Source organism: Actinoplanes xinjiangensis (assembly GCF_003148685.1).
GTDB classification, from domain to species: Bacteria; Actinomycetota; Actinomycetes; order Mycobacteriales; family Micromonosporaceae; genus Actinoplanes; species Actinoplanes xinjiangensis.
In genome coordinates this window covers 242111-263331 of record NZ_QGGR01000005.1, presented here as the reverse complement: position 1 = coordinate 263331, position 21221 = coordinate 242111, and the positions used below count along the sequence as shown (strand labels likewise).

Sequence of the window (21221 nt, the reverse complement as noted above, 5' to 3'; positions counted from 1 at the left end):
GCTGCGGCCTCGCCCACGTATGCGCCCCAACACACCCTGTTTGTCGGCAGCCGGGGCACGTGTTCAAGGAAACCGGTTCAGGTTTGGCGCGGGCCCGTCGATCGGACCGGTGAGACCACCGATCGGAGTAGCTCGTGCCAGGTCCCCGAAGTGCCGCCGTACTGACCGCTCTCCTGCTGCTGGCCGGACTGTCCGCCTGCGGTGAGGAGGAGACCCCGCAGCCGGCCGCGACGTCGGCGGGGGCCGGGCCGATCCGCCTCGGCAGCCTCGCCCCGATCAGCGGCCGCAACAGCTACTCCGGCGAGGCGATGGTCAACGCCGCCAAACTCGCGGTCAGCGAGGTCAACGCCGCCGGCGGGGTGCTCGGCCGGCAGATCGAACTGGTGGCCGAGGACGACGCCTGCGATCCCGGAACCGCGGTCACCGCGGCCCAGACCGTGATCAAGAAGGACGTGGCGGCCTTCGTCGGCGGCTACTGCAGCAGTGCCGTGGTGCCCACCCTGAAGATCTTCCACGACGCCGGCGTGCCGATGATCATCGCGCTGGCGAACTCGACGGATCTGCTCGAACCCGGCTACGACAGCCTGTTCCTGATCTGCGGCACGGTCATCGCCGAGGCCGAGTTCGCCGTCGACTGGATGAAGAAGCTGGGCGGAAGCCGCCTGTCGGTGGTCCACGACGGCACCAGCTTCCCGATCACCCTGGCCGACTCCACGGCCAAGCGGGCCCGCAAGACCGGAAAGCTGAAGGTGGTCGGTGAGCTGAAGCTGAGCCAGGGGGCCGGGGACTACCGGCGCATCGCCGCTTCGATCATCGACAGCAGGGCCGACGTCGTCTACTACACCGGCTACTACGGCGAGGCCAACCAGCTGATCAAGGATCTGCGGGGTGAAGGCTTCACCGGCAAGGTGGTCGTCGGCGACGGTGCCACCGACGGCCCGCTGCTCGCCGACCTGTCCGCGGCCGAGAGCCGTGAGATCTACGGAACCGCACTGATCGTGCCCGAGTTCATGCCGGAGCTCAAGGACTGGGCGCAGCGGTACAAGGCCGCCTACGGCACCGCCCCCGGCCCGTCGACCGCCGAGTCCTACGACGCCGTGATGGTGGCGGTGGACGCGATCAAACGTGCCGGGAGCACCGACCACGAGGCCATCCGTACCGCCTTGGGCGCCACCGACTACGCCGGACTGTCCGGCCCGATGAGCTTCAACGACGACGGCACCCGCGCGGTCCCGAAGTTTCTGCTGCTCAAGGCGGACGGTAAGAACCTCACCCTGGTGTCGTAGACCGCGGATACGGCAGCGTGCCGGGGATCAGCACCGCCGGGGTGACCCGCAGCGCCGCCGCGGTCCCGAGCGGGTGCCGCCGGTACAGCCGGCCGCCGAACCGGAACCAGCCCACCGCGCCGTCCGGATCGCGCACGAAGTCACCACGGCTGTACGTGTCGGCGCCGTCCGGCGTCCACACCAGCACCCGGTCACGCCGGTAGAACGGCAGCACCAGGGCCTCTCGCCCACCGAGCCGCACGCTCAGCCGCCCACCCGCGCCGACCAGCTCCAGCTCGAGCGACGCCACCGAACCGTCGACGCCGACCTGCTGACCGAGGTAACGCCCCTCGTAGGCGGCCAGCTCCGCCGGGGGCAGCACACGCGGCCGGGCCGGCAGATTGTGCAGCCCGGCGAAACGGCTCAGCGCCCAGTCGTCGGCGAACAGCTCGGACACCAGCTGCGGACCGCCCTCCGAGTTGGTCAGCAGGGTCAGCGCGAACTCCCGCTCCGGCACGAACAGGAACCCGGAGTGCTGCCCGCCCAGGTCACCGCCGTGCTGCACGATCCGCGGCCCCTCGGCGCTCGGCCGCAGCATCCACGTCACCCCGGCCCCGTCGACCTCCACGAACAGCATGCCGGGCGGCCCCGGGCGCCACCGCATGGCCCGCAACGACCGCCGCGTCAGCAGCGGCCCACCGTCACCGAGGTGGAACCGGGCCCACCGCACCTGATCCCGGGCACTGGAGAACAACCCACCGAAGGAGTGCAGGCTGCGGGGGATGGCCAGCGCCTCCGGCACGGCCACGACGTTTCCCTCGAGATCGAATCCATGAGGTACGGCCACCCGCGCCCCCGGAACGTCCTGAGGCGTGAACGCGCTCTGCCGCAGGCTCAGCGGGTCGAGGACCAGTGATCGCAGCGCGTCCTCGTAGACCCGCCCGGTCGCGACCTCGAGGATCCGCCCGGCCACCCCGATCGCCGCGTTGTTGTAGGCGAACACCCGTCCCGGCTCGGTCAGCTGCGGCAACCCGGCCATCGCCGCCACATACCGCGCCAGCGCGTCGTCCCCGCCGCCGGTGTCCACGAAGGAGTCCCCGAGCCAGCCCGCGCTGTGGTTGAGCACCTGGCGCAGGGTGACCCGCCGTGACGCCGTCTCGTCCGCGGTCCGGAACCCGGGCAGGTAACTGCGCACCGTCCGGTCCAGATCCAGGCGGCCCCGCTCGACCAGGCGCATCACCGCCGTACCGGTGAAGGTCTTGGTGGTCGAGGCGATCCGGAAGAGGGTGTCGCCGTCGACCGGCTCGGGCGCGGACACGTCGGTGACCCCGAAGCCGCCCACATACTCCCGGCCCCGGTGGTAGAGCCCGTAGGCGACCCCCGGGATGCCGTAGGCGGCCATCCCGGCCCGGATCCTCTCCTCCAGCTCCCGCACGAGCCGGGGAACCGGCCCGGCGCCGGCGACGGCCGGCGACCCGACGGCCACCGCCGCCACGCCTCCCGCCGTGCCGCGCAGCAGAGTCCTTCGAGTAATGGGTTCCCGCATCGGACCACCCTCCACAGTCCCCCGACACTCTATCCACCGCTGTCACTCGGCCGAAGATTTCGTTGACGTTGCCCGATGCCTGGCCTAGCGTGCTTAGGAAAGCGCTTTCCCCCAGCGCAATCCCCATCAGTAGGCAGGAGAGTGGTATGCGTCGGCGTACCTTCCTTGGCATGTCGTCCGGCCTCGGCATCGTGGCCACCGGCCTGGTCCCCGCGCCGGCCTCGGCCGGTGGACGGCGGCCGGATCTGCTCGTGGCGGCGGACGGCAGCGGAGACCACAGCGGGATCCAGGCAGCGATCGACGCCGCTCCCGTCGGCGCCACCCGGCCGTACGTCATCGGGGTGCGTCCCGGCACGTACCTCGGGCAGGTGATCGTCCCCTCCACCAAGCCGCTGATCGAGCTGCGCGGTCTGGGGCGCCGCCCGGCGGACGTGGTGATCGCCGACGACCGGGCCAACGGCACCCCCAAGCCGGGCGGCGGCACCTGGGGCACCTCGGGCAGCGCGTCGGTGACCGTGGACGGTGCCGGGTTCCGTGCGTCGAACCTGACGTTCGCGAACCTGTTCGACGAGGCCGCGCACCCGGAGATCACCAACCGGCAGGCGGTCGCCGTGCTGACCCGGGCCGACCGGCTGGTCTTCGACCGGGTGCGGTTCCTGGCCAACCAGGACACCCTCTACGTCAACAGCAGCGCGGCCGGGGTGATCGCCCGGGTCTACCTGCGCGACTGCTACGTGGAGGGTGACGTCGACTTCATCTTCGGCCGGGCCACCGCGGTGTTCGACCGCTGCCGCGTCCACTCACTGAACCGGGGGACCACCCCGAACGGGTACGTCACCGCCCCGAGCACCGACATCACCAACCCGCACGGTCTGCTCTTCGACCACTGCCGGTTCACGTCGGACGCCCCGGCCGGCACGGTCCTGCTGGGCCGTCCCTGGCATCCGAGCAACGACCCGAACGCGATCGGGCAGACGATCATCCGGCAGTCGTGGATCGGCCCGCACATCCCGGATGCCGCCTGGAGCGACTTCGGCACCTGGCCGTGGGAGCAGGCCCGCTTCGCCGAGTACCGCAACTACGGCCCCGGCGCGCTGGTTTCGGAGAACCGTCCACAGCTGACCGCCGAGCAGGCCGCATCCAGCACCGTCGAGGCGTTCCTGCGCGGCTCGGACGGGTGGCGGCCGGAGCGCTGTTAAAAAACGGACGCAGACGCCCGTGTGGGTGACGTGGGGAGGACCCGGGCCGAGAGCGCCACATATTCTCGGCCCGTGCCGGTCTCCCGTAAACGCAAGAAGTCGTCGAAGTCCACTGCCGCCGCCCGGGGCGAGCGCCGTCGCGCGCACACCCGGCAGGTGCGGATGGCGCAGTCACTGCGCGATGTGGCCGCCGCTCACGAGTCGGGCCGGGCGATGCGCATCGAGCTGGCCCGCCCGCACGCCGTGGTGCTGGCCGGCGAGCTGACGGCCTCCTCCGCGACGGGCACCGCCCTGGAGGACGACCTGTGCGCCCGCCTCGGCCCACTGCTCGCCGACCTGGACGAGCGGCCCACCGAGGAGTACGTGGGGCCCGATCACCTGGCCGCCGCGCTGGCCGGTGTGCTGGAGGACGCCGGTGACGGCGAACCGGCCCGGCGGGTGCGGGCCGCGCTGGCCGCGATCCTGCCGTCGGCGCTGCTGGCCGACACCGGAATGGAGTCGCTCGATCCGGAGGTGGCCGGCGAGGTGCGCTGGACCCGGGACCGCTACGGCAGCCGGTTCGCCGTGGTCGCCCCGTTCGCGACACCGGAGGGCCCGGTCCGCTGGTATCTGTGGGACATCGACGCGTGCGGCTTCATCCCGTTGCCGGTGCACGCCGGTTTCTACGCCTCGCCGGAGGAGGCGCTGGCCGCGTGGCAGGTCGGGGTGGGCGCGTTCGCGGCCGGTGGCACGTCGTGGCGCCGGATCGACGACTCGGGCCTGCTGGCGGATCTGCTGCCGAAAACCGAGGAGGTCGCCACGCTGGGCGGGGAGTCGGCCGAGCAGTTCACCGAGTACCACCGCTGCCGCCGCCTGGCCGAGGTGGTCCTGGACCTGCCGCCGGTGCTGTCGCCGAGCGCACCGGAGACGGCGCTGGACGTGGGCCCGGAGCGGTTCGTCTCGTGGTGGCGCAGGCGGGCCTGGGGCCCGGAGCCGGCCGATCTGGAGGTCTTGGCCGAGGACCTGTTCGACTCGTGGCCGGCGGCGGCACCCGCCCTGTTCGACACCTGCTCCCCGCACCGGGTCGCGTCGGTGTCGCACCAGATCCGCGACGAGTACCGCGACGGCGCCGACGCACTGCTCGCCCTGCTGCCGGCCTGGGTGACGTGGCTGTCCGAGCGTACCGGCCTCCTGCCGGAGCTGCGGGAACGCGCTCTGGCCCGGATCGGCGCCGGCACCGTGCCGGACGGCGACCTGATGCGTCGGGTCGCCGAGTAGGTCAGCCCAGCACCGGGCCGAAGAGCCGCCGCGCCTGCTCGGCACGCAGCGCCACGAAGACCCCGGTCGCCTCGACGAGGACGTCACCGGGCTCGGCGGCGGTGGTGATCGTGCCGGTCACGGTGACCCGCCGCCCGTCGATCCCGGCGACGCGGGCGGTGAGCCGCAGCGGGGTGTAGAGCGGCACCGGCCGGCGGTAGCCCGTGTCGAGGCGCACGGTCATGCCCGGGTGCCCGGCGGCGCCGGCCGCGTAGCCGAGCATCTGGTCGAGCAGCATGGCGCTGACCCCGCCGTGCGCGAAGCTCGGCGGCCCCTCGAAGGCCCGGCCGAGCGTGCAGGTGCCCACCGCGCCGTCGCCGTCGCGGTGGATCTCCAACGGCGGAGCGAACGCGCTGCCGGCCCCGGTGACCGGGTTGTAGAGGCGCACCCCGCCGAGCAGATCGTCGGCGGCCGCGGTCTCGAAGCGGCCGCGCACCCGCTCACCGAGGGGCGCTGCCGCCCGGCGGATCAGCTCGGCGGCCCGGAGCAGTTCCTCGGTCGGCGCCTCGGTGGCGGTCGCCTGTTCGATCAGCAGCCGTAGTGCGTCGCCCAGTCCGGTGATGGCCTCCCGGCGGCGCTTTAGTCCATGGCCGTTCTCGATCTCGCTCACAGCAACAGGCTGCTATACGCGGAGGCATCAGACCTAGTGAATCTCATCACACTCCTATAACCTGTTCTAGTTATTGCGGAGGGGTAAACGACACGGCGGATGGGGATGCCATGGCGGTCACCGTGGAATACGACGTGGTCGTGGTGGGTGCCGGCGCCGCCGGCATGACAGCCGCGCTGACAACGGCCCGCTCCGGGCTGAACACGGTTCTCATCGAAAAAGCGTCCGTCTACGGTGGATCGTCGGCCCGGTCCGGCTCCGGGATCTGGGTGCCGAACAACGACGTCCTGCTCGCCGCCGGAGTGCCCGACACCTTCAGCAAGGCCGACACCTACCTGGCCGCCGTGGTCGGTCCCGAGGTGCCCGCGGCCCGCCGCCGGGCCTTCCTGACCTCCGGCCCGCGAGCCATCGCCTACCTCCAGAAGTGGACCCCCCTGCGGTTCGCGTGGATGGAGGGCTACCCCGACTACTATCCCGAGCTGCCCGGCGGCATGCCGAACGGCCGCTCGATCGAGCCGCAGGCCCTCGACGCCAACATCCTCGGCGACGAACTGGCCCGTCTCAACGGTCCCTATCAGGCGAGCCCGCCCGGCACCGTGGTCTACACGGTCGACTACAAGTGGCTGTCGCTGATCGCCCGGCACCCGCGCGGCCTGGTGGTGGCCTCCGAGATCGTCTGGCGCTACCTTCAGGCCGCCGCCCGGGGGCAGAAGCCGGTCACCATGGGCCAGGCGCTGGCCGGCGGGCTGCGGGCCGGGCTGATCGCGGCCGGGGTGCCGGTCTGGCTCGACACCCCGCTGCTCGACCTGCACGTGGAGAACGGGCGGGTCGCCGGGGTGCTGGCCCGGCACGACGGTGCCGAGACGCTGATCCGGGCCCGGCGTGCCGTGGTGGTCGCCAGCGGCGGGTTCGAGCACAACGAGCGGATGCGCAAACAGTTCCAGGCCGCCCCGATCGGCACCGACTGGACGATCGGCGCCGACTCCAACACCGGCGACGGCATCGAGGCCGGCGAGCGGGCCGGCGCCGCTCTCGCTCTGATGGACGACGCCTGGTGGGGACCGATGATCCCGCTGCCCGGTGAGCCGTGGTTCTGCCTGTCCGAACGGACCCTGCCCGGCACCGTCTTCGTCAACCAGGCCGGCCGGAGATTCGTCAACGAGGCCGCGCCCTACAGCGACGTCGTGCACACCATGTACGACAAGGGCCACGTCCCCTGCTGGATGATCACCGACCAGGACTACCGCAACCGCTACCTGTTCAAGGACCTGGCCCCGCTGCTGCCCTACCCGGCCGACTGGTACTCGTCGGGTGCCCTGGTCAAGGACTGGACGCTTGCCGGGCTGGCCGCGAAGATCGGCGTACCGGCGGCGGCGCTGAGCGCGACGATCAGCCGGTTCAACGGACAGGCCCGCAGTGGCCGGGACCCCGACTTCCACCGCGGTGACAGCGTTTACGACGCCTACTTCGCCGACCCGACGAACGGGCCCAGCCCGTGCCTCGCGCCGATCTGGCTGCCGCCGTACTACGCGTTCAAGATCGTGCCCGGGGATCTGGGCACCAAAGGCGGCCTGGTCACCGACGCCCGCGCCCGGGTGGTGCGCCCGGACGGCACGGTCATCCCCGGCCTGTACGCGGCCGGTAACGCCAGTGCCGCGGTGATGGGCCACAGCTATGCCGGTGCCGGATCCACCCTCGGGCCGGCGATGACCTTCGGACACGTGGCCGGCCTCGACATCGGGGCCGGCGGCTGACAGGACCTCGCGGCCGGCCGGCGGACCAGTTCCGCCCGGCCGGTCGCCTGAACCAGGAGGAATGCTCATGCCCAAGGTGACCGTCTCGGCCAACTCCGCCGCCGAGCCCGACAAGGTGTGGCAGGTCGTCACCGATCTGCCCCGGACCCCCGAGTGGAACAGCATGCACCAGGGCTTCACCGGTGACCTGCCGGCCGCGGTGACGGAGGGCGCCACGTACAAGCAGAAGGTGAAGTTGATGGGCATGCCCGCCGAGATGGCCTGGAAGGTCGTCACGGCGGACGCCCCGAACCGTCTCGAGATGGCCGGCGACGGCCCGATGGGTGTCAAGGCCAAGAACCGCTTCATCATCGAACCCGAGGGCGCCGGCTCGAAGATCACCTACGAGATGGAGTTCATCGGGCCCGCCCTCAACGGCCCGATGGCCGCCATGCTGGAGAAGCAGGCCGGTCCCGCCGCCAGGCAGGCCCTGGAGAAGCTGACCGACCTGGTCCAGTAACGGCTCCACCGCGTCCGCCGCCACCTCGCGCCGACCCTGTGGGAGTGCGTCACAGCGGTATCCCGCGAGGCGCGGCGGAGTGGGCGGGCGGATCAGTGCAGGAGCAGGCGGGTGGCCAACTCGAGATGGTTGACCACGTCGTTGGCCGAGGCCCGGCGCGTCACCCACGCGACCAGGTTGGACAGCCACACGTCACCGATCACCCGCGCCTTCGCCCGGTCGTCCGCCGTCGGCTCGACGTCGTCGCCGGAGTGCATGGCCCGGGTGAACATCTCCTCCATCAGCCGCGCCACCGCGTTGACCTCGGCGGACGCTGACGGGTCGGCGAACATGAAGGCCCGCGTCATGGCCTCGGCGAGCAGCGGTTCGCGCTGCATGGCGCGGGTCATCCGGCCGAGGACGAAGATCATCCGATCGTACGGCGTATCGCCCGGAATGGGTTTGCGCCCGAGCTTCTCCTGGATCGACTCGAACTCGGAGGCGAGCGCCGACACCAGCAGGTGGATCTTCGACGGGAAGTAGCGGTAGAGCGTGCCGAGGGCCACCCCGGCCCGCTCCGCGACCGTGCGCATCTGCACCGCGTCGTAACCGCCCTTGGAGGCCAGCGCCAGCGTCGCCTCGAGGATCCGCCGCCGCCGATCACGCTGTGCGGCCGAACCCTGCTCCACCTCAGCGCCCGCTAGAGCACTGCGCGTAGTGGTACTCGTTCTCGCTGTCGCCATGGTCTCTCCTTCCCGGTGAATCAAGCCTAGCAACGGGACGTTGCGTCCCCGTGTCACCCGGCGGTGGCGACCATAAACTGAAACGTGTTCTAATCTGTCTCATGGATTTCCGGCTGGACGAGACGCAGGAGGCGATCACCCGTCTCGCGGCCGAGGTGCTGGACGGGACCGACAAGCCGTGGGCCGCGCTCGGCCAGGCCGGATTGCTCACACTGGCCGTCCCGGAGCGACTCGGCGGGGCCGGGCTCGGTGTGCTGGAGACCGCGCTCGTGCTCACCGCGATCGGCCGCCGCGCCGTCGACGTCCCCGCCCTGCACCACCTCGCGCTCGGCGTCCTGCCGGTCGCCCGCTGGGGCACCCGGGCGCAGCAGGACGAACTGCTGACCGGCCCGGCGCTCGGCGCCGCCCTCGCCGAACCCGGCGACCCGCTGCCGGCCGCGCCCCGCACCGCGCTCGCCCCGGACGGGACGGTCACCGGCGTCAAGACCGGCGTCACCGCCGCCGACCGGCTGCTGGTGACGGTCGCCGGCCCGGCCGTCGTGATCGTCGACCCGGCCGCCCCGGGCGTCACCCTGACCGACGGCATCCTGCGCCTCGACAACGCCCCGGCGCAGCCCTTGAGCGGCGCGGAGTGCCACGCGGATCTGCATCGATGCGCCCTCGCCGGGGCCTGTGCGCTGGGGGACGGGGCTCTCGCCGGAGCACTCGCGCTGACCGCCGAGCACGTGCGGACCCGGGAGCAGTTCGGGAAGCCACTGGCCACCTTCCAGGCCGTCGCGCAGCAGATCGCCGACGTCTACGTGGCCGGCCGCACCCTGCACCTGGCGGTGACCGGCGCCCTCTGGCGGCTCGGCACCGGCCGCGACGCCGACGACGACCTCGACATCGCCGCCCAGTGGTTCACCGCCGAGGCGCCACCGGCCGCCCGCACCTGCCACCACCTGCACGGCGGGCTCGGCCTGTCGATCGACTACCCGCTGCACCGGCACACCGCGCTGATCCGGGACCTGGTCCGGTTCCTCGGCGGCGGCGAGTACCGGCTGACGGTCCTGGGGGAGCGCGTGTGTTCATCGAACTGACCGAGGAACAGCAGAGGCTCCAGGCGCGGCTCCGGTCGTACCTCGGCACGGTCCTGACGCCCGCGGAGCGGCGCGTGCTGCTGCGGCAACGGCATGGTGCCGCGTTTCGTGACCTGGTGTCCCGCCTCGGCCGCGACGGGTGGCTGGGACTCGGGTTCCCGGAGGAGTACGGCGGCCGTGGGCTCGGCCATGCCGAGCAGCAGATCTTCGTCAACGAGGCGGCGCGCGCCGACGTGCCGCTGCCCGCGGTGACGTTGCAGACGGTCGCGCCGACCCTGCTGGCGCACGGGTCGGCGGAGCAGCGGCGGGAGTTCCTGCCGCGGATCCTGGCCGGGGAGCTGCATTTCGCGATCGGCTACACCGAGCCGGAGGCGGGCACCGATCTGGCCGCGCTGCGGACGCGGGCCGTGCGGCACGGCGACGAGTACGTGGTCGACGGGCAGAAGACGTTCACCACCGGGGCGCACGAGGCGGACTTCCTGTGGCTGGCCTGCCGGACCGACCCGTCGGCGCAGCGGCACCGCGGGCTGTCGATCCTGATCGTGGACACGCGGGATCCGGGCTATTCGTGGACGCCGATCATCACGTGCGACGGGACGCATCACGTCAACGCGACCTATCTCAGCGGTGTACGGGTGCCGGTCGCGCGGCGGGTCGGTGGTGAGGGCGACGGGTGGCGACTGATCACCACCCAGCTGAACCACGAACGCGTCATGCTCGGGCCGGCCGGGCGGATGGGTGCCCTGTTCGATCGGGTGCGCGACTGGGCGTACGCCGCGGGGGTCGAGAAGGAGGCGGACGTCCGCCGCGCCCTGGCCCGCACCCACGCCGCGCGCCGCGTGAACGAGCTGCTCAACTGGCAGGTCGCCGGGGACGCGCCGCAGCCCGCGGACGCCTCGGCGACCAAGGTCTTCTCGTCGGAGCGGCTGCTGCGGCTCGAGCAGGAACTGTCCGAGGTGGTCGCCCGCCACGGCGACCCGGGTGATCCGGCGACGGCGGAGCTGCTCGACTGGCTCGACGTGCACGAGCGCCGGGACCTGGTGATGACGTTCGGCGGCGGGGTCAACGAGATCCAGCGGGAGATCATCGCGAGCGCGGGCCTGGGCCTGCCGAGAGTGCCGAGGTGAAGCCATGACGACGGAGGCCGCCCCGTCCTCCCCGCTCGCGGCAGCGGACCTGCTGCTACCGGCGGGGGAGACCCCGGCGAAACCCGGCCGGGATCCGGTCAACCTGCCGATGATCCGGTCCTGGCTGGAGGCGATGGGCGACGCGAACCCGTCCTACGAACGCACCGGGACCGCGCCACCCGCCATGATCCAGGTCTGGACGATGCGCGGGCTGGCGCCGCCGTCCGCCGACGATCCGCTCCAGGTCGTGTCCGGCGCCTGCGACAGGTCGGGGTTCGGTGCCGTGGTCGCCACCGACTCCGCGCAGACCTATCACCGGTACCTGCGGGTCGGCGAAGAGGTCACCGTCCGCAGCCGGCTCACCTCGGTGGTCGGCCCGAAGCGCACCTCGCTCGGTGAGGGCTGGTTCATCACCACCACGACCAGGTGGCTGGTCGGTGACGAGCCGGTCGCCGAGATGACGTTCCGGATCCTGCGGTACCGGCCGGAGAAGCCACCGGAGACCCCGCGCGCCGAGCCGATCCGGCCGGTGGTGACCGCGGACAACACCTTCTTCTGGGACGGCGTCGCCGCCGGCGAACTGCGCCTGCAACGCTGCGGCGCGTGCGGTGCCCTGCGCCACCCGCCCGGCCCGGCCTGCCCCGACTGCGGTTCCGTCAAGCCGGAGTACACCGTGGCCACCGGCGCCGGAACGATCCACAGCTACGTCGTCCACCACCATCCGCCGGTACCGGGGCGGCGTGCCCCGTACACGATCGCGCTCGTGGATCTCGCCGAAGGCGTTCGGATGGTCGCCGAGTACCGCGGCCCGCGCCCGGAGATCGGCGACCCGGTGCGTGTCGCGTTCGACGCGGGCCTGCCGGTCTGGCACCCCGACGTGCCCACGCTGGACCCGTGGGAACTGCACGTCACCCCCACGCTGATCATCAGCACCGCGCTGGCGACCCGGGACTTCCAGAACGTCCACCACGACCGTGACGCCGCCGTCCGCCTCGGCGGAAAGGACATCTTCGTCAACATCCTCACCACCACCGGTCTGGTCCAGCGTTTCGTCACCGACCGGCTCGGCCCGGCGATCAGAATCAGGAGCATCAGGATCCGGTTGGGTACGCCGTGCCACGCCTACGACACCCTTACCTTCACCGGCCAGGTGTTCGGCGACCGTGTCGAGGTGACCGGCCGCACCGCCTCCGGCGTGCACGTCACCGGAACCGTCGAGGTGGCGCCCCCCGACGGCGCCGGCCTCTCCGGGGACGGCGCGGTGGCCTCGTGACCGCCGCGATCGCCGGGATCGGCGCCACCGAGTTCTCCAAGGACTCCGGCCGAAGCGAGCTGCGCCTGGCCGTCGAGGCGATCCGGGCCGCCCTCGACGACGCCGGCCTGCGCCCCGCCGACGTCTCCGGCCTGGTCACCTTCACCATGGACGGCAACAGCGAGATCGCCGTCGCCCGCGAGCTGGGCATCGCCGAACTGACGTTCCTGACCCGGATCGGGTACGGCGGAGGCGCCGCGTGCGCGGTGGTGCAGCAGGCGGTCCTCGCCGTCGACGCCGGGCTGGCCGACGTGGTGGTCTGCTACCGCGCCCTCAACGAGCGGTCCGGCCGGCGGTTCGGCCAGGCCTACGCCTCACCCGACCCGGACGCGGGCTGGCACGCGCCGATGGGCCTGGCCACCCCGGCCGCGCAGGTCGCCATGGTCGCCCGGCGCTACCTGCACGACTCGGGAGCGAGCGCCGACGACTTCGGCCGGGTCACGGTGGCGGCGCGGCGGCATGCGGCGACCAACCCGTACGCGTGGTTCCACGGCCGGCCGATCACCCTCGACCACCATCGCGCGTCCCGGTGGATCGCCGAACCGTTGCGGCTGCTCGACTGCTGCCAGGAGAGTGACGGGGCGGTCGCGGTGGTCGTGACGTCGCTGGAGCGGGCCCGTGATCTGGCCCGGCCGCCCGCGGTGGTGGCCGCGTCGGCACAGGGCAGCGGGCCCGGCCAGTACGTGATGACCAGCTACTACCGGCCGGAGATGGGGGCGCTGCCGGAGATGGGGGTGGTCGCGCGGCAGCTGTGGCGGCGATCCGGGTACGGTCCGGCCGACATCCGCACCGCCGTGCTGTACGACCACTTCACCCCGTACGTCCTCATGCAGTTGGAGGAACTCGGTTTCTGCCCCCGGGGGGAGGCCCGGCACCTGATCGCGGACGGCGGGATCGAGCTGGGCGGCCGGCTGCCGGTGAACCCGCACGGTGGGCAGCTGGGGGAGGCGTACATCCACGGCATGAACGGCATCGCCGAAGCGGTCCGCCAGATCCGCGGCACCGCCGTCAACCAGGTGCCCGGTGACGGCCCGGTGCTGGTCACCGCGGGAACCGGAGTTCCGACGAGCGGACTGGTCCTCGCCTCTAGTCTGTGATCATGAGGTTTGTCCCCTTTGTGGCGCTGATGCTGGTGGCCGGGTGCACGTCCGGTGGAGAGAGCACCCCGTCCGTGTCGCCCTCGGCGACCGCATCCGCGTCGGCGTCCACGTCAACCGACCTGCCCGAGGCCGAGGCACCCGGTGGCAACCTCGCGAGCGCCGGCAAGGACGCCGACTGGGACACCTTCGTCCTGCCGTGCGAGGACAAGACCCGGGAGCCGACCGTCCAGCAGGTGGTGACCGCCGACGTGACCGGCGACGGCATCGCCGACGCGCTCGTCGCCCGCGCGTGCGACAGCTCGACCGTGGAGGTCTTCGACGGCTCGTCCCCGGCCCAGCGCCCCTGGCGGATCGATCAGCCGCTGCTCAGCAGTCCCACCGCCGAGTTGCGCCGGCCATGGGTGACCGGACTGGAGGTGACGTCCGGGGAGATCATCATCAAGGCCGACGGTCACGCCGTCGGCGCCGACAGCAAAGCGTGCCGCAAGGACCGGCTGGTGTTCGCCTTCAAACTCGTCGGCACCGACTTCACCCAGCTCCGGCTGGAGAACAACCCGACCGGCAGCTGCCTGCCGGCCGGGTGAGTCCGCTCAGTCCTGGACCTTGCCCTCGACCGCCGGGTGCTCGCCGTTCACCTTGCCGCCGCCGAGCCGGGCCAGCAGCCCGGTCAGGTCGATGCCGGTCAGATCGGTGCCGATCTGCAGACCCTGCGCCACGTTGCCGGCCACCGACTTGGTCAGCGACGTCGCGCCGTCGGTCGAGATGACGGTCAGCTTGTCGACGTTGGCGAGCGGGGCGCTGGCCGCCTCGACGACCTGCGGCAGCACCTTCACCAGCAGGTCGATGACGGCCGCGTCGCCGTACTGCGCGAACGCCTCGGCCTTGCGCGCCATCGCCTCCGCCTCGGCCTGACCCTTCGCGAGGATCGCCGCGGCCTCGGCCGAGCCCTCCCGCTCGATCGCCTCGGCGATCGCGGTACGCCGGCGCTGCTCCGCCTCACCCTCCTTGGCACCCTCGATCGCGTGCGCCTCGGCCAGCGCGGCACGACGGGCCCGCTCACCCTCACCGGTCAGGCGGGCCGTCTCGGCCTGCGCCTGCGCGGCCGCGATGGTGGCCTGCCGCTGCGCGTCGGCGTGCAGCACCGCGGCGCTGCGGGCCGCCTCGGCCTCCTGCTCCACCCGGTACCGGGCGGCGTCGGCCGGCTTGCGCACCTCGGTGTCGAGCTGACGCTGCTTGAGCTCGGCGTTCTGCTCGGCCACCTTCTGCTGCTCGGCCAGGATCTTCTGGTCCCGCTCGGCCTGGGCCAGCGGGCCGGCCGCCGCCGACTGCGCCTTCGCCGCGTCGATCTCGGCCTGGATGCCGGCCTGCTTCAGCGACAGGTTCCGGTTCGCCTCGGCGATCGCCTCCTCGGCGAGCAGCCGCTCCTGCTCGGCGGCCTGCCGGGCCCGGGCCTCGGCGATGGCCGCGTCCTTGAGCACGCGCGCCGCCTCCGGACGACCCAGATCCTGCAGGTACGACCCCTCGGCCACGATGTCCTGCAACTGGAACGCGTCGAGCACCAGACCCTGGTTGGTCATCGAGTGCTCGGCCTCCTCGGCGACCGCGCTGGCGAACGCCGCCCGGTCCCGGATGATCTCCTCGATGGTGAGCCGGCCGACGATCGACCGCAGCGCACCGGCCAGCACCTCACGGGTGAAGTCCTCGATCTCGGCCTGCTGGTGCAGGAACCGCTGGGCGGCCGCCCGGATCGCCCCCTCGTTGCCGCCGACCTTGACGATCGCCACACCGTGCAGCTCGGCCCGGATGCCCTGCTTGGACACCGCGCCCTTGATGCTGACGTCGATGCGGCGGCTGGACAGGTCCAGCGACTGCAGTTTCTGCACGACCGGCAGCACGAACACCGACGCGCCCATGACGACCTTCTGCCCCGACATGTCGGTGCTGCTGCTGCCGTCCAGGCCCTGCGTCGTCTTGCCCTTGCGGCCGGTGATGATGAACGCCTCGTTGGGCCCGGCCACCTTGATCCGGGACAGGATGAACACGACGAGCAGCAGGACCAGCAGCAAGGCGCCGCCGATCGCTATCAACAATCCAGACATTCAGACCTTCCCCGTTTCTTCCACTACGACACTGGTATCGCTGGGTGCCTCGATCACGAAGATCTGAGCCCCGGCGGGGATGGCCCGGTCGGCGCGCGCGTTCAGTTTCACCGGCTGTCCGCCCAGCCGGACCCGCACCTCGCCGTAACCCGTGCCGGCCGGCACCGGCGTGACGACCACGCCGAGGGAGCCGACCAGATGCTGCCGCTGCGGTGTGGCGTCGGTGCGCATGTTCCGGGCCGCCCGCGACAGCCGCCACGCGAGCCAGGCGGCGGGCACGGCGGCCAGCGCGCCGACGGCCGCGGCGATGACGATCGATCCGGCGGTACGGGCTCCGAGCAGCTCGGCCGCGGCGGCGCCGGCGAACCCGAACGCCCCCAGGAAACCGGCCGCCACCTCGGTCGACACCGGCCCACCCGCCTCCGGATGGCCGAAGTGCAGCAGTTCACCGCCGAGCAGCGCCAGCGCCAGGACCGCCACGGCCACGCCGCCGATCACCAGGAACACCACAGTCGCGGTCAGCACGCCCGTCCTTTTGCATTCAGGCCGGTCACCGACCGGCTGAGTCAGGGTAGTGCAAGCCGACTACCTGCACTGTCGGCCGAACGACCGTCAGTTCCGGTACACCGGTGCCGGGGGTGTCGCCGGGCCCAGCCGCTCCTTCAGCCACCTGTCGTAGATGCGGGTCCAGGTGCCGTCGGCGCGCATCTTCTCCAGAACCCCGTTGACGAACCGTGTCATGTCGTCGTGCTCCTTCGGGATGCCGATCCCGGCCGGCTCGTCGGACACCGGCTGCCCGGTCACCTCGGTCGTCGGGTCCTGCGCGGCCAGACCGGCGAGCAGGATGTCGATCGTCGAGACCGCGTCGACCTGGCCCTGCTGGAGCAGCACCAGGCAGTCCAGGGTGCTGTCGGTGCTCACCGGGACCAGGTGGTGCGGCTGCTGCGCGATCGTCACGATGCTGGTACTGCCCCGGGTGGCGCACACCTTCTTGCCGGCCAGGTCGGGGAAGTCCTTGATCCGGTCGGTCTTGCGCACCAGCAGCCGCTGCCGGGACGGGATGTACTCGCTGGAGAACGACACCTGCTGCCAGCGCTCACAGGTCATCGACATGGTCCGGATGACCACGTCGACCTCCTTCTTCTGCAGCATCGGGATGCGGTCGGCCGTGGTGATCGCCCGGAACTGCACCTTGGCCGGATCGCCGAAGATCGCCCGCGCGATCTCCCGGCCGAAGTCGATCTCGAAGCCGACCAGCTCACCGCTGCCCGGATCACGGAACCCGAACAGGTACGCGTTCTGGTCGATGCCGACCACCAGCCGCCCACGCTGCGCGATCTCCGCCATCGTGCTTCCACCGGGCATCGCGCCCGGCTTCGGCATCGACGACGGCGGTCGCAGGCTGGCCCGCGGCTCACAGGTCGGCGCCGGTGCCGCACTCGGGATCTCCGCCGGATCCTGCACGTTGAGCGGCTGCGGCACCACCGCCGTGGCGTCCGCGGAGACCGGCCGCGGCGACTCGTCGGGCGTACCGCACCCGGCGGCGCCCATCATGACCGTCAGCAGGGCCGCAGTGGCCTTCGTCCTCGTCTTCACCGGTACTCCCCGATCCGCGGGCGGAAACCCAGTCCAACGGCGGCCATCAGGCCGGCCGTGAGCAGCACGAAGCCCGCCGTCAGTCCGGTCAGGGCACCCTCCGCGTCACCGGCCTGGCGGTCGACCTGCTCGTTACCGGCGGTCAGCGCACTGGTCAGCGCCTCGTCCAGCCGGGCGAACACCGCCGGCAGCGCCTTGTCACCGGTCGCCGTCGCCAGCTCGACCGCCGTGTTCCAGTCGCCGCCGTTGTCCGCCGCCCGTACCTCCTGGTGCAGCGTGCGCCACTCGTCGGCCTCGGCACGGGCCTGCTCGATGAACACCCGGTCGCCGGCACCGGCCTGGGCCAGCGCCGTGGCCAGCAACCCACCCCGCCCGTCCACGCCGGCCAGCTCGTCCATCTGGGCGGTGAACTGTGTCTCGAACGCGGCGCCGCCACCCCGGGCGACGAGCGTCAGCGACTCGTTGGCCCGCGCCTGGAGTGCCGCCCGTCCCGCGTTGGCGAGCACCGACACCTGCTCCGCCGGGCTCCCGCGCCCGGTCTCCAGCCGGCCGGCCGAGGCGCCGAGCGCGACCACCGACCAGAGCAGGGCCAGCGCCGTGATCCCGCTCGCCGCGACCAGCCCCAGGTTGAACGTGCGCCGGCTCCGGCCGGCCAGCAGCACCTGTGCCCCGAGCAGCCCGCCGGCGAGCAGCAGCCCGAAGAACGCCGTCAGCCAGGGGAAGCCGTCGGCCTCCTCCTGCTCACCGACCAGCCGCCGATGGGTGCTGTCGAAGACCCCCGCGGCGGCCGGCAGGATCGTCTGCTGCATCAGCCCCGACGCCTCCCGCAGATAGGCCCCGCCCAGCGGCACCCCGAGACGCTGGTTGGACCGCGCCGTCTCGACCAGGCCGGTGTAGACCGGCAGCTGCTCGGCGACCACCTGCAACCGGGCCGTCTCGCTGTCGTCGGCGTCCCGCAGGGCGATCGTCAGCGCCGCGCTGGCCTGCGCGAGGTCGTCGAGATACCGGATACGGAGGCCGGACGACTCGCCGCCGGTGGACAGGAACGCCGTCGCGGCCGTGGCGTCGGCGTCGGCGAGCGACCGGTACAGCGTCTGCGCGTCGACGCTGATCGGCGCCTTCACCTCGGACACGTCGGTGAGCAGCGCCGACCTCTGCCGGAGATCCGCCACCGCGGCCGCGCCGGCCGCCAGTGCCAGCACCACCAGTCCGACCGCGACCAGCCAGTAGAGCCGCGGCGTGGACAGCCGGTCGCTCTCGGGTGGTGCCGGTCGTCTTGCAGGCGCGAGTTGGGTCGGCACGCACACCCCCGATTGATCCATGTGGGACGGCCACGATACGGCGACACCGCCACGGTAGGGAACCGAGTCCACACCGCTACGAAACCCCGGCCGTCGCGGGCGGTGGCTCGGGCGCGTGGGGGCGCCCGCACCGGCGGCGCGCTTGCCGGGCCGGCGGTGGGCTTCCCTCGCCGGCCGCGCGTTCGTCGGGTCGGCGGTGGGCTCACCCCTTCGGGTCTGCAGGCTCGCCGGCGGCGAGGTCCCGGGCGGCCAGGTAGCCGAACGTCATCGCCGGGCCCAGAGTCGCGCCCGCGCCCGCGTAACCGCGGCCCATCACCGAGGCACTCGCGTTGCCCGCCGCGTACAGGCCCGGAATCGCCGTCCCGTCCTCGCGCAGCACCCGGGCCCGCTCGTCGGTGCGCAACCCACCCTTCGTCCCCAGGTCACCCGGCACCAGCGAGAACGCCAGGAACGGCGGCCGCAGCAGCGGGCCCAGGCACGGATTCGGCCGCTGCCGCGGGTCGCCGTAGTAGCGGTCGTACGCCGAATCGCCCCGCCCGAAGTCCTCGTCCCGCCCGCTCGCCGCGAACCCGTTGAACCGCTCCACCGTCGCCCCCAGGGCGTCGGCCGGCACCCCGATCCGCCCGGCCAGTTCGTCGAGGGTGTCCGCCCGGTGCGCGATCCCGGCGTCGAACCAGCGCCGCGGCAACGGGGCCCGCGGCGCCCGCCCGGCGAACAGGTACCGGTCCCGGTAGGAGCGGTCGGTCACCAGCCACGCCGGCAGATGCCGGCCGGTCCCGGTGCGGCCCAGCATGGTGTGGACCACGTCGACGTACGGGGCGGCCTCGTTCACGAACCGCACCCCCGCCCCGTCGACGATCAGACTGCCCGGCAGGTTGCGCTCGGCCAGGCAGAAGTACGCCCCACCGGTCAACGGCAGCGACGGCCCCCACCACGCCTCGTCCATCAGATCCAGCGCCGCCCCCAGCCGCTGCCCCTCCTCGATGCCGAGCCCGGTGTTACCGGTCGCGCCGGCCGTCCACGCGGTCCCCAGATCCTGGTACCGCCGCCGCATCCGCTCGTTGTGGTCGAACCCGCCGCACGCCAGCACCACGCCACGTCGCGCCCGCAACAGCCCGTCCGGTGTGCGGACACCGGCGACCCGGCCGTCCTCGTCCACGTGCAGAGCGGTCATCGGCGTACCCAGGCGCACCGGGACCCCCGCCGCCCGCAACCCGGCCCGCAGCCCCGCGGCCAGCGCCTGCCCCATGGTGAGCCGCCGCCCGCGGAGCCGCCCGGCCGCCAGTCGCACCGCGGTCAGCGCCGACCGTGGATGCCGCAGCCCGAGCGACAGCCACCGGTAGTCGACGGCGGTCACCGCCATGCCGTTCGGCGCCGCCCGGTACGGCGGGGCCAGCGTGCCGGTGTCCTCGGCGACCCGGCGGACGTCCAGGGGGCGCGGCTCCAGCGTGCGCCCCTCGGCCAGCCCGCCCGGCGCCTCCGGGTGATAGTCCGGATAGCCCGGCACCCGGGCGAACTCCAGCGGCGTGTGCCGCTTCACGAACGCCAGCACCGTCGGCCCGTGCTCGAGCAGGGAATCCCGCCGGTTCGCGGGCACCTCGTCGCCTGCAACGTGTTTCAGATAGGTGGTCGCCTCCGGGCCGGGGATCCACAGGCCTCCGCCGGAGCGGGCGGTCGAACCGCCGTACACCTCGGCCCCGTCGGTCACGATAACGCTGAGACCATGGTGCGCGGCGGCGAGCGCGGCGGTCATGCCGGCCGCGCCGCTCCCCACCACGACGACGTCGAATTCCTCTTCGCGCAACACTAGAACAGGTTATAGTTGTCCGGTCGCCGCCGCTATCTTTCGGGGGGCCCGCATGGACGAGTCGGCCACCGTCGTGGTGGTGGGTTTCGGCGCGGCCGGCGCCTGCGCCGCCATCGAGGCCGCCGAGTCCGGCGCCGACGTCCTGATCATCGACCGCTTCACCGGCGGCGGCGCCACCGCCATCTCCGGCGGCATCGTCTACGCCGGCGGCGGCACCCGCCAGCAACGGGCCGCCGGCGTCACCGACACCCCCACGGCGATGTACGACTACCTGCGCCACGAGGTCCGCGACGCGGTCACCCCGGCCACCCTGCGCCGGTTCTGCGACGAATCCGCCGACATGCTCGCCTGGCTCGAGGACCACGGCGTCCCGTTCGACGCCCGCCTGTGCCCGTACAAGACGTCCTACCCGACGAACCGCCACTACCTGTACCAGTCGGGCAGCGAACACGGTCACCCCGCGCCCGCCCCACGAGGACATCGAACCCACGCCCCCGGAACCTCCGGCGGCACCCTCCACGCCCGCCTGGCGGCAGCCGCCTTCGCGCGCCGAATCCGTTTCCTCCCGCAATCCCGAGCCGTCACCCTCCTGCTGTCCCCCACCCCCCACACCAGTACGCCCACCGCCCCCCACCCGCACCCCTCCACCCCCACGTGGCCGCCCCCGCCGTCCCAGCCCCCCGGAGACAGCGCTGAGAGCCAGCCGGATCCCTCCGGCTGGTCGTCACCGTTGTCTCAGCGCCCCGGAGACAGCGGTGGGAGCCAGCCGGATTCCCTCGGCTGGTCGTCACCGTTGTCTCGGCGCCCCGGAGGCAGCGGTGGGAGCCAGCCGGGTCACGTTGGCTGGTCGTCACCGCTGCCTCAGTGCCCCGGAGGCAGCGCTGAGAGCCAGCCGGATTCCCTCGGCTG

18 protein-coding genes and 2 pseudogenes are annotated in these 21221 nt (G+C 72.4%); 12 read left to right on the top strand and 8 right to left on the bottom strand.

Annotated features, from left to right (window positions below):
- Positions 1–134: 134 nt before the first annotated feature.
- Positions 135–1286 (top strand): branched-chain amino acid ABC transporter substrate-binding protein, encoded by a 1152-nt coding sequence (locus BC793_RS13560; protein ID WP_109592849.1) that lies wholly within the window; start codon positions 135–137, stop codon positions 1284–1286.
- Here the strand turns inward: BC793_RS13560 and BC793_RS13555 are convergent.
- Positions 1270–2811, bottom strand: coding sequence for a serine hydrolase domain-containing protein (locus BC793_RS13555; RefSeq protein WP_109592848.1), 1542 nt, complete (start codon positions 2809–2811; stop codon positions 1270–1272). The two genes, BC793_RS13560 and BC793_RS13555, sit on opposite strands and share 17 nt — an antisense overlap.
- A gap of 170 nt (positions 2812–2981) precedes the next feature.
- On the opposite strand from BC793_RS13555, the gene BC793_RS13550 reads away from it, so the two are divergent.
- Both BC793_RS13550 and BC793_RS13545 read left to right on the top strand, forming a co-directional pair.
- Positions 2982–4010, top strand: a complete 1029-nt coding sequence (locus tag BC793_RS13550) for a pectinesterase family protein (RefSeq protein ID WP_239169980.1) — start codon at positions 2982–2984, stop codon at positions 4008–4010.
- A gap of 72 nt (positions 4011–4082) precedes the next feature.
- Positions 4083–5267, top strand: a complete 1185-nt coding sequence (locus BC793_RS13545; protein WP_109592846.1) for a hypothetical protein — start codon at positions 4083–4085, stop codon at positions 5265–5267.
- A gap of 1 nt (position 5268) precedes the next feature.
- On the opposite strand, the gene BC793_RS13540 is transcribed toward BC793_RS13545, so the two are convergent.
- The gene (locus tag BC793_RS13540; RefSeq protein WP_109592845.1) at positions 5269–5916 is read right to left on the bottom strand and encodes a PaaI family thioesterase; all 648 of its coding nucleotides are present in this window, start codon (positions 5914–5916) and stop codon (positions 5269–5271) included.
- Positions 5917–6026: 110 nt separating this feature from the next.
- On the opposite strand from BC793_RS13540, the gene kstD reads away from it, so the two are divergent.
- Together kstD and BC793_RS13530 are read left to right on the top strand one after the other, a co-directional pair.
- A complete protein-coding gene (gene kstD / locus BC793_RS13535; protein ID WP_109592844.1) occupies positions 6027–7670 on the top strand; it encodes a 3-oxosteroid 1-dehydrogenase in 1644 nt (547 codons plus the stop codon).
- A 67-nt stretch (positions 7671–7737) separates the two neighbouring features.
- Complete coding sequence (locus BC793_RS13530; RefSeq protein WP_109593042.1) at positions 7738–8169, top strand: type II toxin-antitoxin system Rv0910 family toxin; 432 nt, start codon at positions 7738–7740, stop codon at positions 8167–8169.
- Between the two features lie 92 nt (positions 8170–8261).
- Here the strand turns inward: BC793_RS13530 and kstR are convergent, their stop codons facing one another.
- Positions 8262–8891 (bottom strand): cholesterol catabolism transcriptional regulator KstR, encoded by a 630-nt coding sequence (kstR, locus tag BC793_RS13525; RefSeq protein ID WP_109592843.1) that lies wholly within the window; start codon positions 8889–8891, stop codon positions 8262–8264.
- A gap of 101 nt (positions 8892–8992) precedes the next feature.
- On the opposite strand from kstR, the gene BC793_RS13520 reads away from it, so the two are divergent.
- The 6 genes and pseudogenes from BC793_RS13520 (at position 8993) to BC793_RS13500 (ending at position 14093) form a co-directional block, all read left to right on the top strand.
- The gene (locus tag BC793_RS13520) at positions 8993–9970 is read left to right on the top strand and encodes an acyl-CoA dehydrogenase family protein (RefSeq protein WP_109592842.1); all 978 of its coding nucleotides are present in this window, start codon (positions 8993–8995) and stop codon (positions 9968–9970) included.
- Positions 9955–11097, top strand: a complete 1143-nt coding sequence (locus BC793_RS13515; RefSeq protein WP_109592841.1) for an acyl-CoA dehydrogenase family protein — start codon at positions 9955–9957, stop codon at positions 11095–11097. The genes BC793_RS13520 and BC793_RS13515 overlap by 16 nt, the downstream gene beginning before the upstream one ends.
- Before the next feature lie 4 nt (positions 11098–11101).
- Positions 11102–11965 (top strand): annotated as a pseudogene (locus BC793_RS51265) (bifunctional MaoC family dehydratase N-terminal/OB-fold nucleic acid binding domain-containing protein); the annotation flags it as partial.
- Positions 11966–11974: 9 nt separating this feature from the next.
- Positions 11975–12370 carry a hotdog family protein gene (locus BC793_RS51260; protein ID WP_239169989.1) on the top strand — a complete coding sequence of 132 codons (396 nt, stop codon included), beginning with the start codon at positions 11975–11977 and terminating at the stop codon, positions 12368–12370.
- Positions 12367–13506, top strand: a complete 1140-nt coding sequence (locus BC793_RS13505; protein ID WP_109592839.1) for a lipid-transfer protein — start codon at positions 12367–12369, stop codon at positions 13504–13506. Before BC793_RS51260 ends, BC793_RS13505 begins: the two co-directional genes overlap by 4 nt.
- Positions 13507–13508: 2 nt before the next feature.
- The gene (locus BC793_RS13500; RefSeq protein WP_146246255.1) at positions 13509–14093 is read left to right on the top strand and encodes a hypothetical protein; all 585 of its coding nucleotides are present in this window, start codon (positions 13509–13511) and stop codon (positions 14091–14093) included.
- 6 nt (positions 14094–14099) lie between these two features.
- Here BC793_RS13500 and BC793_RS13495 read toward each other — a convergent pair whose 3' ends face one another.
- From BC793_RS13495 to BC793_RS13475, 5 genes are all read right to left on the bottom strand, one after another.
- Positions 14100–15608: a flotillin family protein gene (locus tag BC793_RS13495; RefSeq protein WP_109592837.1), complete on the bottom strand. Its 1509-nt coding sequence runs from the start codon at positions 15606–15608 to the stop codon at positions 14100–14102.
- Positions 15609–16133, bottom strand: coding sequence for an NfeD family protein (locus tag BC793_RS13490; protein WP_109592836.1), 525 nt, complete (start codon positions 16131–16133; stop codon positions 15609–15611).
- Between the two features lie 87 nt (positions 16134–16220).
- On the bottom strand, positions 16221–17204 hold the full coding sequence (locus tag BC793_RS13485) for a glutamate ABC transporter substrate-binding protein (RefSeq protein ID WP_203896173.1): 984 nt from the start codon (positions 17202–17204) through the stop codon (positions 16221–16223).
- Positions 17201–18505 (bottom strand): hypothetical protein, encoded by a 1305-nt coding sequence (locus tag BC793_RS13480; RefSeq protein ID WP_146246254.1) that lies wholly within the window; start codon positions 18503–18505, stop codon positions 17201–17203. Before BC793_RS13480 ends, BC793_RS13485 begins: the two co-directional genes overlap by 4 nt.
- A gap of 202 nt (positions 18506–18707) precedes the next feature.
- On the bottom strand, positions 18708–20312 hold the full coding sequence (locus tag BC793_RS13475; RefSeq protein ID WP_275416170.1) for an FAD-dependent oxidoreductase: 1605 nt from the start codon (positions 20310–20312) through the stop codon (positions 18708–18710).
- Positions 20313–20364: 52 nt separating this feature from the next.
- Here BC793_RS13475 and BC793_RS52660 point away from each other — a divergent pair.
- Positions 20365–20913 (top strand): annotated as a pseudogene (locus BC793_RS52660) (FAD-dependent oxidoreductase); the annotation flags it as partial.
- Between the last annotated feature and the right edge of the window lie 308 nt (positions 20914–21221).

Bases quoted from the DNA above. Each gene is read 5' to 3' on its own strand.
- kstR (WP_109592843.1), bottom strand. From the start codon at position 8,891: ATGGCGACAGCGAGAACGAGTACCACTACGCGCAGTGCTCTAGCGGGC.
- BC793_RS13555 (WP_109592848.1), bottom strand. From the start codon at position 2,811: ATGCGGGAACCCATTACTCGAAGGACTCTGCTGCGCGGCACGGCGGGA.
- BC793_RS13500 (WP_146246255.1), top strand. From the start codon at position 13,509: ATGAGGTTTGTCCCCTTTGTGGCGCTGATGCTGGTGGCCGGGTGCACG.
- BC793_RS13520 (WP_109592842.1), top strand. From the start codon at position 8,993: ATGGATTTCCGGCTGGACGAGACGCAGGAGGCGATCACCCGTCTCGCG.
- BC793_RS13495 (WP_109592837.1), bottom strand. From the start codon at position 15,608: ATGTCTGGATTGTTGATAGCGATCGGCGGCGCCTTGCTGCTGGTCCTG.
- kstD (WP_109592844.1), top strand. From the start codon at position 6,027: ATGGCGGTCACCGTGGAATACGACGTGGTCGTGGTGGGTGCCGGCGCC.
- BC793_RS13530 (WP_109593042.1), top strand. From the start codon at position 7,738: ATGCCCAAGGTGACCGTCTCGGCCAACTCCGCCGCCGAGCCCGACAAG.
- BC793_RS13550 (WP_239169980.1), top strand. From the start codon at position 2,982: ATGTCGTCCGGCCTCGGCATCGTGGCCACCGGCCTGGTCCCCGCGCCG.